General features: G+C 57.4%; 17 protein-coding genes. 12 read left to right on the top strand and 5 right to left on the bottom strand.

The window, feature by feature from the left end; translation table 11 throughout:
* Positions 1–210: 210 nt before the first annotated feature.
* The 3 genes from WKI41_RS05265 to WKI41_RS05255 all read left to right on the top strand — a co-directional run bounded on the left by WKI41_RS05265 (position 211) and on the right by WKI41_RS05255 (position 2,132).
* Positions 211–909 carry a phosphatidylserine decarboxylase gene (locus tag WKI41_RS05265; protein ID WP_340192469.1) on the top strand — a complete coding sequence of 233 codons (699 nt, stop codon included), beginning with the start codon at positions 211–213 and terminating at the stop codon, positions 907–909.
* Positions 910–933: 24 nt separating this feature from the next.
* A complete protein-coding gene (gene pssA, locus WKI41_RS05260) occupies positions 934–1,794 on the top strand; it encodes a CDP-diacylglycerol--serine O-phosphatidyltransferase (protein ID WP_340192468.1) in 861 nt (286 codons plus the stop codon).
* A gap of 203 nt (positions 1,795–1,997) precedes the next feature.
* Positions 1,998–2,132 (top strand): hypothetical protein, encoded by a 135-nt coding sequence (locus tag WKI41_RS05255; protein WP_272865808.1) that lies wholly within the window; start codon positions 1,998–2,000, stop codon positions 2,130–2,132.
* 113 nt (positions 2,133–2,245) lie between these two features.
* On the opposite strand, the gene WKI41_RS05250 is transcribed toward WKI41_RS05255, so the two are convergent.
* Together WKI41_RS05250 and WKI41_RS05245 are read right to left on the bottom strand one after the other, a co-directional pair.
* Entirely contained in the window at positions 2,246–3,001 is a 756-nt protein-coding gene (locus WKI41_RS05250; protein WP_340192467.1) for an SOS response-associated peptidase, read from the bottom strand.
* A 3-nt stretch (positions 3,002–3,004) separates the two neighbouring features.
* The gene (locus WKI41_RS05245) at positions 3,005–3,328 is read right to left on the bottom strand and encodes a YnfA family protein (RefSeq protein WP_340192466.1); all 324 of its coding nucleotides are present in this window, start codon (positions 3,326–3,328) and stop codon (positions 3,005–3,007) included.
* A 136-nt stretch (positions 3,329–3,464) separates the two neighbouring features.
* Here WKI41_RS05245 and WKI41_RS05240 point away from each other — a divergent pair, with 136 nt between their 5' ends.
* The 9 genes from WKI41_RS05240 (at position 3,465) to WKI41_RS05200 (ending at position 9,274) form a co-directional block, all read left to right on the top strand.
* Positions 3,465–4,145: a glutathione S-transferase family protein gene (locus WKI41_RS05240; RefSeq protein ID WP_340192465.1), complete on the top strand. Its 681-nt coding sequence runs from the start codon at positions 3,465–3,467 to the stop codon at positions 4,143–4,145.
* A 36-nt stretch (positions 4,146–4,181) separates the two neighbouring features.
* On the top strand, positions 4,182–4,604 hold the full coding sequence (locus WKI41_RS05235) for an NUDIX hydrolase (protein WP_340192464.1): 423 nt from the start codon (positions 4,182–4,184) through the stop codon (positions 4,602–4,604).
* Positions 4,605–4,662: 58 nt separating this feature from the next.
* The gene (locus WKI41_RS05230; protein WP_340192463.1) at positions 4,663–5,088 is read left to right on the top strand and encodes a TIGR02301 family protein; all 426 of its coding nucleotides are present in this window, start codon (positions 4,663–4,665) and stop codon (positions 5,086–5,088) included.
* Between the two features lie 105 nt (positions 5,089–5,193).
* On the top strand, positions 5,194–5,451 hold the full coding sequence (locus WKI41_RS05225) for a hypothetical protein (protein WP_062425653.1): 258 nt from the start codon (positions 5,194–5,196) through the stop codon (positions 5,449–5,451).
* Between the two features lie 14 nt (positions 5,452–5,465).
* The gene (locus WKI41_RS05220) at positions 5,466–6,215 is read left to right on the top strand and encodes a hypothetical protein (RefSeq protein WP_340192462.1); all 750 of its coding nucleotides are present in this window, start codon (positions 5,466–5,468) and stop codon (positions 6,213–6,215) included.
* 178 nt (positions 6,216–6,393) lie between these two features.
* A complete protein-coding gene (locus WKI41_RS05215; RefSeq protein ID WP_340192461.1) occupies positions 6,394–7,242 on the top strand; it encodes a folate-binding protein YgfZ in 849 nt (282 codons plus the stop codon).
* A 3-nt stretch (positions 7,243–7,245) separates the two neighbouring features.
* Positions 7,246–7,857 (top strand): YfbR-like 5'-deoxynucleotidase, encoded by a 612-nt coding sequence (locus WKI41_RS05210; protein WP_340192460.1) that lies wholly within the window; start codon positions 7,246–7,248, stop codon positions 7,855–7,857.
* Positions 7,854–8,384 (top strand): tyrosine phosphatase family protein, encoded by a 531-nt coding sequence (locus WKI41_RS05205; protein WP_340192459.1) that lies wholly within the window; start codon positions 7,854–7,856, stop codon positions 8,382–8,384. Before WKI41_RS05210 ends, WKI41_RS05205 begins: the two co-directional genes overlap by 4 nt.
* 65 nt (positions 8,385–8,449) lie before the next feature.
* Positions 8,450–9,274: a mechanosensitive ion channel family protein gene (locus WKI41_RS05200; protein WP_340192458.1), complete on the top strand. Its 825-nt coding sequence runs from the start codon at positions 8,450–8,452 to the stop codon at positions 9,272–9,274.
* Between the two features lie 49 nt (positions 9,275–9,323).
* Here WKI41_RS05200 and WKI41_RS05195 read toward each other — a convergent pair whose 3' ends face one another.
* From WKI41_RS05195 to WKI41_RS05185, 3 genes are all read right to left on the bottom strand, one after another.
* Entirely contained in the window at positions 9,324–10,142 is an 819-nt protein-coding gene (locus tag WKI41_RS05195; RefSeq protein WP_340192457.1) for an ABC transporter permease, read from the bottom strand.
* Positions 10,139–10,927, bottom strand: coding sequence for an ABC transporter ATP-binding protein (locus WKI41_RS05190; protein ID WP_340192456.1), 789 nt, complete (start codon positions 10,925–10,927; stop codon positions 10,139–10,141). The genes WKI41_RS05195 and WKI41_RS05190 overlap by 4 nt, the downstream gene beginning before the upstream one ends.
* Positions 10,928–11,037: 110 nt before the next feature.
* The gene (locus WKI41_RS05185) at positions 11,038–12,027 is read right to left on the bottom strand and encodes an ABC transporter substrate-binding protein (protein WP_425340998.1); all 990 of its coding nucleotides are present in this window, start codon (positions 12,025–12,027) and stop codon (positions 11,038–11,040) included.
* Positions 12,028–12,217 lie beyond the last annotated feature (190 nt).

Below are 12,217 nucleotides of genomic sequence, written 5' to 3'. Positions count from 1 at the left end.
CCCGTGGCGCGGTTTGCCTGTAGTCACCTATGCGTGTTTTGTCGCCTTGTGACGTGAATATTGTCGAGAAACGACTATATGGTGCATGTCTTGCAGGAACGAACAAAGTTTTTGCCCTCGGGCGCGCAGGCAAATTGAGGTTCGAACGAGAGCGCCCTCCGCGGCGCATATCGCGAGGACCGATAACGAAACTTCGGAGAAGAAAGACCTATGAACCTGTTCGATACCATTCGTAACACCCTCGTTCCGATCCACAAGGAAGGCTACATTTTCGTCGCAGCCTTCTTCGTGGCATCGCTGGTGCTCGGCTGGATCGCCGAACCGCTGTTCTGGATCGGCATGGTTCTGACCGCCTGGTGCGCCTATTTCTTCCGCGATCCTGAGCGCGTTACGCCGCAGGACGACGATCTGATCATCAGTCCGGCCGATGGTACCGTGTCCGCGATCCAGACTGTGGTTCCGCCACTCGAGCTTGAGCTCGGCAAGGAGCCGATGGTACGCGTTTCGGTGTTCATGAACGTGTTCAACTGCCACGTGAACCGCTCGCCGGTGCGTGGACGCATCGTCAACGTCGCCTATCGCCCGGGCCTTTTCCTCAATGCCGATCTCGACAAGGCGTCCGAAGACAACGAGCGCAACGGTCTTGTGATCGAAACCGCGCATGGTCGTGTCGGTGTCGTGCAGATTGCCGGTATGGTCGCACGTCGCATCGTCTGCTGGGTCAAGCCGAACGAACCGGTTGATGCCGGCGAACGCTTCGGTCTCATCCGCTTCGGTTCGCGCCTCGACATCTTCCTGCCGGAAGGCTTTTCCCCGCGTGTATCCGTCGGTCAGACAGCGATTGCCGGTGAAACGGTTCTTGCCGAATTCGGTTCTACCAAGGGAGCCGTCATCAGCCGTCGAGGCTGATGATCATTCAGGAAGGTACGATCGATGGAAGAGCCAGCGCCGCATCCTAGCACCAACGGCAAGCATGAGGTCAGTCAGGACAGTGGACGAGGCCCGAGACTGCGGGAAATTCCGCTTCGTCTTGTCATACCCAACCTCGTCACCGTGTTGGCCATCTGCGCTGGCTTAAGTGGCGTACGCCTTGCCTTTGAAGGTCGCTTCGAACTTGCCGTCGCCATGGTGCTCCTCGCAGCCTTCCTTGATGGGGTGGATGGGCGGTTGGCGCGCATGATGAAGGCGACGTCGAAGTTCGGTGCACAGATGGACTCGCTTGCCGATATCGTCAATTTTGGCGTCGCCCCTGCCCTCGTTGTTTATGCCTATCTGTTGGATCAGGCTCGTTCGCTTGGTTGGATCGCGGCTCTCATCTACGTCATTGCCGCCGGACTGCGCCTGGCGCGCTTCAATGTCATGATCGAGCGCGAGGTAAAGGCACCCTGGCAGAACGAGTTCTTCGTCGGCGTTCCCGCCCCGATGGGTGCGATGCTGGTGCTGTTGCCCGTCTATATCGGCTTCATCGGTATCGAGCCGAGCAGGACATTTGCACACATCGCTGCCGCTTACACAGTTTTGATCGGCTACCTCCTGATCAGCCGCCTGCCAGTCTGGTCGGGCAAATCGGAGAGCCGCATCCGTCGCGATCTCGTTCTGCCCGCCATTTTGATCGTCGTGCTTTATGTGGCGCTGTTGATGAGCTTCACCTGGGAAGTCCTAATCCTTACCGTGCTGGCCTACCTCACGTTCCTGCCGTTCAGCGCCCGCATCTGGCACAAGCGATTCGGCACGTTGACGATTGAAGAGCACGATCATGGCGATAGTGGCGACGGCCTCGATCGGGGCATCTGATCTACGACGGATAAAACCAGCTCTGCGGCGACAACGGCTGGTTTAACTTGCGTCTTTTTTCGGACACTCCTGAACACGAAATGTCGCAGTCTGCAATTTTTAATTGATTGAATCCGCCTCGAATTCGTCACGATTGACCTCGAGAGAGCTAGTTAGAGAGGCCAACGAATCATGGGCCTGACAAGCGATCTGCGGAGGGTGGAATGACTGAAACGAAGAAAATCGAGATGCCGGCAAAACCGGATTTGAAGGCGCATTACCAGCCGCTTGGCTTGAAGGCCGTTGCAGCGGCCGCCATGATGGTGGCGCGCAAGCCGAAGCAGGCAAAGACTGCCTGATCTCTTTTACATGGGGCGGGCAATGTGGTGCCCATCGAGTTCTTAAATGGCGCCGTCGAGCGCCATTTTCATTTTCTGTGTGAAGTGCAACAGACAATTGCTGAGCGCTTCCTTTAGAACAACGAGAGTTGTCCGCCCTTTTCCTTCACCGGAGCAAGGGGTGCGGCCTCTTCCACTGGTTCGATGAGATCAGGCCCGACATTGGTGACCTTGTTCACCTTGTCCGAAACCGGGATCATCTCGAAGAAATCCTCATCCGCTGCCGTCATCAAGCTTGAGACATTGCGGGGCTCCTGCGTCTTACAATCCAGCCACCGAGCGAAATCCTCCGGCGCGATTACGACCGGCATCCGGTCATGGACACGCGACATCGAGGCGTTGGCTGCCGTGGTAAGGATCGCTCCTGTGTCGACTTCCGAGCCATCGGCTGACGACCATGTTTCCATCAATCCGGCAAAAGCGACGATCCCGCCCCGCTTCGGCCTGATGTAGTAAGCCCGTGGCTTTCCGCTCTCTTCTTTGGAAGGTCGCTTCCATTCGTAGAAACCACTTGCCGGAATGAGGACACGGCGATGGCGCATGGCAGCGCGGAACGACGCCTTGCCGATCGCCGTTTCGGCGCGGGCATTGATCAGAAGCGGAAATGTTTTCGGGTCCTTCACCCACCCCGGCATGAAGCCCCAGCGCACGAGCATCGCATGCCGATTGGGTAGGTTGCTCCCCACTTCCTGCCGTTCGCCTTCGACAACAATGAGGATAGGCTGCGTCGGCGCGATGTTGAAGCGCGGCGGAAAGTCTTCAAGACCGATCAGGCCCAGATGATCGGCAATCTCTTGCGGTGTTGCCTGCAACACGAAGCGTCCGCACATGGTCTAACCTCGCGGCGCAAAAAGGATGAGAGATGCGCCGAAAAGGCAGATGGCGCCACCAGCCAGATCCCAACGATCCGGAGCATGGCGCTCCACCCCCCACAGCCACAGCAGCGAGGCGACGATGTAGATGCCGCCGTAAGCGGCGTAGGCGCGACCGGCTGCCTCGCTTGGCACCAGCGTCAACAGCCATGCGAAGATGGCAAGCGACAGCATCCCGGGCAGCAGCCACGCACCGGACTTACCCATCCGTAGCCACACCCAGAAGGCAAAGCATCCCGCTATCTCGGCCACAGCGGCAGCCGCATAAATGAGGTAGAATTTCATGCCTTATCCATGCACTTGTCGCACCAATCACCGCGATGGATTGTTCGAGTCTTTTGGCGCATCATAGCGAAAACATTCTCTTGCGAAGAGTTTTCCAAGGACGCCGCGATAATTTTACCACCCAAGGAGCAGCGACATGGCCCTGACGCTTTACATGCATCCACTCTCCTCCTTCTGCCATAAGGTGCTTGTTGCACTTTACGAAAATGGGACGTCTTTTGAATCCGTTATCGTCGATTTTTCAAACACCGATTCAAGAATGGCCTTCTTTCAGAAATGGCCGATTGGAAAGATGCCGGTGCTACATGATACGGCAGCGGACATAACACTGCCGGAAAGCAGCATCATCATAGAATATGTCCATACCCGTTATCGGGGACATGCGGAATTGGTGCCCACCAATGCTAAAGAGCATCTTGCCGTTCGGCTGTGGGACCGCTTTTTCGATCTCTACATTCACCAGCCGATGCAGCGCATCGTTGGCGAACGGCTACGCCCCAAAGGCTCGGTACACCCGCATGGTGTCGCTGACGCCCATGCGACGATCGAGAAAGCCTACGGCGTGCTTGAAGAGCATCTTTTAAACCGCCAGTGGGTGGCAAGCGCGTCATTCTCCATGGCCGATTGTGCGGCAGTTCCAGCGCTCTTCTATGGATCGATCGTCCATCCCATTAGTAGGGACTATGCGCGGGTGAGCGACTACTTCGAACGGTTGATGCAACTCTCGTCCGTCAAAAGGGTCCTGGAGGAGGCTCGTCCCTATTTTCAGTATTTTCCTCTCCACGAAAAGATACCGCCACGTTTCCTGCAAGGTTGAATGGTTAAAGAAAGCGAGACTTTTGAAGGACAACGCATGCCTCTTCCCCAGCCCGCATCTTCAGCCATTCTGAGGCGGGGCGACCGATTGTTGCTGGTGCGTCGTATCAATCCGCCGTCGCAAGACATGTTTGCCTTCCCCGGTGGCCGGGGCGAGCCTGGCGAAACCCCGGCGGAGACCGCACTTCGGGAGCTATTGGAGGAGACGGGCATCGTTGCCCACAATCCACAGCTTTTCGCCACCTATGATCTGCCATCGCGTGACACCGCGGGGCAACTAACCAGCCACTTCCTGCTGTCGGTGTTCCTTGTCGAGGCGGACGAACAGGCCGCGGCTCTTGCAGCGGATGATGCGGCAGATGCCGGATGGTTTACGATGGAAGAGATAAGACGTCTCCCCGCACCAGAAAGTGTACTCGAATGCGCCGAGCGCCTTTTAGGCCAGTTGCATGAACACTAGAATCATAGCTATCTGGTGAGAGTTCGTCACGAGTCGATGTTGGGTTGCGCGTAAAGTCATGGGTCGACAGGTTTGTTTTTTGTCAGCATTGTTGGTGAGCGTGACCCTCCCCGTCGCCTCCCAGGCCGCCAGTCAAAAACCGCCGCAGCCTCCCGCGCCTGTCCCTCAGGAAAGCAAGCCAGCGCCCTACGACGACAAGTTGGCGCGGTTGTCGGAAATTCTGGGTGCGGTTCAATATCTGCGCACGCTTTGTCCCTCCACAGGGCCACAGGAATGGCGCAAGGCGATGAGCGATATTCTGGCAGCGGACACGGCGAATGAGCCGCAGCGCAAGCAGAGAATGACCGCGGCTTTCAATCGCGGGTATCGCACTTTCGCTGCCGTTCATACGAGTTGCACACCAGCAGCACTCTCGGCAGAAGAGAAATACCGTAACGAAGGCGCAACACTCGCACAAGAAATCACGTCCCGGTTCGGAAATTAGAGGATTGTTAACCTCTTTTCGCCGTGGGGCGTGCCGTTTTGATAAAAGACTGTTAGAGTTGTTAACAGGGTGGTAACGACTTGGACGCCCTGTCGAGGATGAAATATGCAAACGAGCCGTAACGAAATCCACGATATGATCGCGCATGAAAAGATGCAGGTCGCTCTGGAACATCAAAACGAAGCCTGGGCCGATGGTATGGCCGATGGCATCGAGCCGGAGATCATCGCAGATGCCGCTATAGCCTTGGCCATGCGCGAAACCATTCGTATGCACGGCGAAGCCGGCGCAGAGGCCATGCTCGAATCATTGCGCCAGCGTATGCTTGCTGGCGAATTTTCCCCGCAGCGGATCATCCAGTAAGCGGGAGTTTATCGATGTTGTCTTTCCGTCATGACACCGCGCGGTCTTCCGCCGCGCTTATTGCTATTGTTTCGCTGACCCTCTCAGCCACGGCCCTGCCCCATGCGGCCAATGCGTTGTCTGAGTTGAAGCCGGGTCCAGGCGGCCAAACCGAACAGGCGCAGGCATCGGAGACGCCCAAGTCTTCCGAACCGGCGCAGGTCGAAGAAGGCTCTGACGGCATTCCGATGCCTGATCCGCTGGTAAACCGCCAAGGCGCACAGGAACAGGCAGCGCCCGAGCAAAACGAGGCGCCGCAAATTTCCGCCCAGATCGAACACGACATCAGCAAGGCGCCGGAGCCGGTGCGTCGTCTGCGGCAGCTGATCATTGATGCAGCGTCCAGCGGCGATATCGAAAAGCTGCGCCCGCTGATCAATGCCGGTCCGAACCAGACACGTGTCGATGGCGAAGGAAACGATCCTATCGCTGCACTGAAAAGCTTTTCCGGCGATCCGGACGGGCTGGAAGTGCTCGCAATCATCCTCGACCTCCTCTCCACGGGTTATGCTCATGTGGATGCCGGAACGCCGGATGAGATGTATGTCTTCCCCTACTTTGCCGGCAAGGCGCTCAACACGCTGACCAAACCGGAAAAGGTGGAGCTTCTGCGCATCATCACTGCCGGGGACCTGGCAGACATGCAGGATTACGGCAATTACAGCTTTTACCGTATCGGCATTTCACCTGACGGCCAGTGGAAGTCCTTCGGCGCGGGCGACTGATCCTGCCTCGGACGAATTCCGTCGCTTGCTCTTGAGCGGCAAAAATCCTAACTCTAGAGCGCCGTTCTCCTCTCTGATGCACGGCGCTTCCACTTTTTAAATCTCGCATCGCGATTTCAAGAGATCGATTGTGATTTCAGTCCGATGATGTAGATGAACCCAGCCGAACGGTCGTGCCATGTCCAGCGCCTTTCTACCCAACCGTCGTTTCATCCGCATTGCCGGCGAGGCCGCGACTGACTTCCTGCAAAACCTGATTACGACGGATCTGGATTTACTTGGTGAGGGCGAAGCACGCGCAGGCGCCCTGTTGACGCCACAGGGTAAGATTCTGTTCGACTTTCTCATTTCGCGCGATGGGACGGATTATGCCCTGGAGACGAGTGCGGACCAACAGGCACCGCTGGTGCGCCGTCTGACCATGTATAAGCTGCGCGCTGCGGTCGATCTCAAAGCCCAAGACGTCGAAGGCGTCAGCGTCTACTGGGACGAAGATGCACCGGCGGACGGCGTTGCGGACCATCGCTTTGCAAAAGCTGGCGTGTCGCTCTACCGTTTGCCCGGCAAATTTACCGAGGACGACAGTTCCGATTACGATGCCTTACGTATCGCCAATGGAATTGTCGTATCGGGGAGCGACTACGCGCTTCAGGATGCCTTCCCGCATGATGTGCTGATGGATGTAAATGACGGCGTTTCCTTCAAAAAAGGCTGCTTCGTCGGCCAGGAAGTCGTCTCCCGCATGAAGCACCGTGGGACAGCGCGTCGACGCGTCGTTATCGTCTCTGCCGTAAACGCTCTTCCGCCTTCCGGCACCGAGATTGTGGCTGGCAGCAAATCGATCGGAGCCCTCGGCACCGTCATCGGCAATCAGGGCCTTGCCATCATCCGTATCGACCGGGCTGCGGACGCCATGGCTTCAGGCAATATGATGACCGCTGGGGAGACAGCCGTCACCGTCGCTCTACCAGCATGGACCGGCATCAGCTTTCCATCCGTCGATCCGCTTGCAAGCGCCGAGGATTAAAAGGTGGCATCGTCCAAGGCTCCGCGTGCATGGCAGCGCATGCTCTCCGGCAGGCGTCTCGACCTTCTCGACCCCTCGCCACTCGATGTCGAACTCGCCGATATTGCTCATGGTCTGGCGCGCGTTGCGCGGTGGAACGGGCAGACTCGCGGCGACCATGCGTTCTCGGTGGCACAGCATAGCCTCATCGTTGAGGCGATTTTCTGCCAGTTGAATGCCTCCGCGAACCCGAACGACATGATGATGGCGTTGCTGCACGATGCACCGGAATATGTGATCGGCGACATGATTTCGCCCTTCAAGTCCGTCGTCGGCGGCGGCTACAAGAGTGTGGAAGCTCGGCTGGAAGCCGCTATCCATTTGCGTTTTTCTCTTCCGCCCCACCCGACACGAGAGTTGAAGGATCGCATCAAGAAGGCGGACACGGTTGCAGCCTTCTTCGAGGCAACGGAGCTCGCTGGCTTTTCGCTCTCCGAAGCCCAGAAATTCTTCGGCCTGCCACGCGGCATCAGCCGCGACATGATCGCAATCGATCCGGTTCCAGCACTGGAAGCGCAGCGCCGTTTCATCGAACGCTTCGAGGCGATCGAAGTACTGCGCAAGGCTCTATCATGACCGCAATCGTCGTCTCGCCCCTCTCCCGCATCGGAGAAATGGCCGTGCGCCACAAGGTGCGTGAAATGGTCACCCTGATCGCAAAGGAACAGGCGTTTCATCGCCCGGCCGTGATTGCTGCCGAGCGGCATCTGACGCTGCAGATGAACGATATTGCGTTCAAGGGAAATGATAAACTGATTGCGCCGGATGATGTGCATGTTCTCCAGCTGATCGAATTTGCGCGCGAATGGGATCAGGCCTCACCGCTTCTGATCCATTGCTGGATGGGCGTTTCCCGCTCGCCGGCTGCCGCCATCGTCGCAGCACTGGCTCTCTATCCGGACCAGGAAGAAACTGCTCTGGCGCGGAGGCTCAGAACCATCTCGCCTTATTCTACCCCGAATCCCCGCATCATCGAAATCGGCGACAGGCTGCTGGGCCGCAAGGGCCGATTGGTGAGCGCAATCAAGGCTATCGGGCGCGGAGCGGACACCGACGGTAATGTCCCCTTCGTGCTACCGCTTCGGGACGTGAACCAATTTTAACGGGAACCCGAGCCATAACCCATCGTTACCAATCCAGACACTGAAAGACCATGAAGGGACGATCCATGGAACAACAGGCAACGGATATCATCGTCGCGTCGCAGGCCGCTCTACGGCAGGCCAGTGCATTGGCGGTCCAATACTCCTTCTCCGTCATCGGCGCGCTTCTTCTGCTCATCATCGGCTGGCTGGCAGCAACCTTCCTTCAGCGCTGGGCGTTCCAAGGTCTTTCGCGCATTCGCGGCTTTGACGCGACGCTTGCAGGTTTCTTCGCAGGTGCCATTCGCTACGTTGTCCTCATTCTGGTCATGGTCATGGTGCTTGGCCAGTTCGGGGTGCAGACTGCTTCCATTCTCGCAGCGCTCGGTGCCGCAGGTCTTGCCATCGGTTTGGCACTACAGGGCACGCTGCAGAACATAGCAGCGGGGATCATGCTCCTCGTTCTTCGCCCATTTCGCGTTGGGGAGTATATCGAGACCAGCGCCGTTTCCGGCACCATTATTGAAATCGGCCTGTTCGCGACTGAGTTGAAGACCAGTGACGGGCTTTATCGCCTCGCGCCCAATTCAACCCTGTGGAACGTGCCGATCACCAACCACAGCCGCTTTCCATCGCGTCGCCATGAACTGAGCGTGACGGTTCCGAAGGGTGAGAGCATTACCGAGACGCAGGACATGCTGATGCAGATCGCACGCAATGAAAGCCGAGTGCTGCTCGACCCGGCACCAACCACCTTCGTCGATTCTGCCTCCGCTGACAGCGCCACCATCAAACTGCGTTATTGGGTGCGCAGCGCCAATTGGTTTGCAACGACCCGCGATATGACGAAAGCGTTGAAACTTGCTTTCGACGAGCGAGCGGCGAAGGTCGAGGAAGCGCCCTCTGAATAATCAAAAGGCCGGGAGACCGGCCTTTTTACTTCGACATCGACGTTCTGCCTTATTGCCCCATGGTCGAGCGGTGTGCCCAGCCTGTCATGCGCCTTTCCACCCATGCCATGATCGCGTACATGGCGATGCCTTCGACCGCCAGCATCAACAGCCCGGCGAAGACCAGCGGTACGTTGAACTGGCTCTGAGCTGAGCTCATCATGTTGCCCAGGCCGTAATTGGAGGCCACTGTTTCTGAGACCACGGAGCCGACAAAGGCAAGGGTAATGGCGATTTTCAGCGAGCCGAAGAAATACGGCATGCAGCGTGGGATCCCGACCTTCAGCATGATGTCCATCTTCTTGGCGCCGAGCGCACGCAGCACGTCTTCGGTTTCCGGCTCAATGGTTGCAAGACCGGTCGCGACATTGACGACGATGGGGAAGAAGGAAATCAGAAAGGCCGTGAGCACCGCCGGCACAGTGCCTATGCCGAACCAGATGACGAGAACGGGAACCAGTGCTACTTTTGGGATGGCGTTGAAGCCGATCATAAGCGGGTATAGTCCCGCGTAGATCGTTTTCGACCAGCCGATGAAGAGGCCGATGCCGAGACCCGCGACCACGGCAATCGCGAAGCCAAGCGTCGTGGTATAAAGCGTCTGCAGCGAGTTCTTCCAGATCGGCGACCAATATTGCACCACGGCCTGCCCCACGCGGGTTGGCGACGGCAGCACGGTCTGCGGCATTTTCAGCGCATAGACCAGCAGTTCCCAGGCAGCGAAGAGTGCCAGGGTATAGAGCCATGGCGCTGCCTTGACCCAATTGACGCGGGCGATCAATGGCTTTGGTGGCGTTGACACGACCTGGCCTTCGACAACCGCACTCATGCCGCTACCCTCGCCTGGGCGATTTCGCCATGCAGTTCCTGAACCATGTCGTTGAAGCCCTTTTCATACATCAGGGACAGCTGGCGCGGCCGCTCGAAGGGCACGCGGTGTTGTGCCAGCACCCTGCCTGGCCTTGCGCTCATCACGAAAATCTTGTCGGCCAGGAAGACCGCCTCGCGCAGATCATGGGTGACGAGGATGATCGTGACCCGCTGGACCGCATGAAGATCGCGGATGACGCACCACAGCTCCTCACGGGTGAAAGCATCAAGCGCGCCAAACGGTTCGTCCAGCATCAAAAGTTCCGGCTCGTGAATGAGCGCGCGGCAAAGATTGGCGCGCTGCTGCATGCCGCCGGAAAGCTGCCAGGGGAATTTCGAGCCAAATCCCTTCAGACCGACGATTTCCAGCAGACGCTCGGCCTTGGCGATATACTCAGCCTTGTTGGTGCGCAGCCTCCGGCGATGCTTTTCGACGATCTCCAGCGGCAGGAGGATGTTTTCAAGCGTGGTGCGCCATGGCAGCATCGTCGGGTTCTGAAACGCCATACCGACAATCGAAACTGGCTCCGTCACCTGTTTGCCGCCAACGATAACATTGCCGCACTGGGGAATGTGCAAGCCTGTCACGAGTTTCATCAGCGTGGATTTTCCGCAGCCTGATGGGCCTACGACAGCTGCAAATTCTCCACGATCCACGTTAAGCGTCAGGTTCGAAACGGCAAGCGTTCCCGAAGCGCCGCCGTAGCGCATATCGACGCCGTCGATCTCCACCAGATGAGCCATATTCCTAAGTTCCTGTCATACTTCAAAATGCACAAGGCGCGCCGATCCCAGAGACCGACCTCCCTGGAGCGATCGGCCCGGCTGTTGGATTGCCTTATTCTACGCCACCGCTACGGCAGCATGCGCTCTTCCTTTGGCGGCAAGTAGCTTGCGTCGAAAACCTGCTCGGCCTTCACGTTGCCTTTGAGGCCGATGGAAACTTTCAGCGTCTCCATGGATGCCGCAAGGCGTGCCGGATCGACGCCACCCATGCCGTTTTCGATCACGTAGGGCGTCTTGATGTTCATCGAATTTGCCATATTGAGGCGCTGCAATTCGATGTCAGGGTTCAGCGTCTCATTGCGCTTCAGAACCGCAGCAACGCCCTCTTCCGGGTTCTTGACAGCATCCGCAAAGCCCTTGGCCAGCGCCTTGAGAAAGCCCTTCACAGCCTGTGGATTTTCCTTAGCGAAATCAGTGTTTACCAGCACGGCATTGCCATAGAGATTCAAGCCGTGCTCTGCCATGAGGATCGTGGCGATATCGTCATCCGCGATGCCTTGAGCCTTCAGGTTGAGGATCACCGAGAAAGCAAAACCGAAGACCGCATCGACATCGCCCTTTGCCAGCATGGGTTCGCGCACGGGGAAACCGATGGACTGGATAGTGATCTTGCTGTCATCGATCTTGGCGACCTCTTTGAAGGCTTTCCACTGGGCAAAGGCGCCATCCGGCGGCGGTGCTCCGAGCTTCTTGCCTTCCAGCGATTTGGGATCTTCCGTCACGCCCAAGGACTTGCGGCCGACGACAGCGAAGGTTGGCCGCTCATAGACCATGTAAACGGCCTTCACCTTCTGGGAAGGGTCCTCGTCCAGAAACTTCATGACGGAGTTGATATCGCCGAACCCCATCTGGTAAGCGCCCGTCGCCACGCGCGGAATGGCTTCGACGGAACCGTTGCCGCTGTCAATTGTGACATCCAGACCCTCGGCCTTGAAGTACCCCTTGTCGAGTGCGAGCAGAAAGCCCGCGGCTGGCCCTTCGAATTTCCAATCGAGCGTGAATTTGATCGGCGTATCGGCGAGAGCTGCAAGGGGTGCGGCGGAGATGCCGGCGAACATGGAAAGAGCGGCCAAAGCCGCTGTCTTTGAAAACAGCCTTCGCGTGAACATTCAGAAATTTTCCTCTGGAGGTTTTTTGTGTTGTTGCCGTCATACAAACCAATTTTATTCTCGCTTGCAAGAACTAATCGCTCATAAAATGCGCAAATTTTATTCTGCATATTTTTTGATCTTACGACGTTGTCGAGCG

This window comes from Agrobacterium larrymoorei, assembly GCF_037722385.1.
GTDB lineage: Bacteria > Pseudomonadota > Alphaproteobacteria > Rhizobiales > Rhizobiaceae > Agrobacterium > Agrobacterium larrymoorei_C.
Note: the sequence above shows the minus strand (reverse complement) of the source record. Positions and strands in the feature narration are given on the sequence as shown.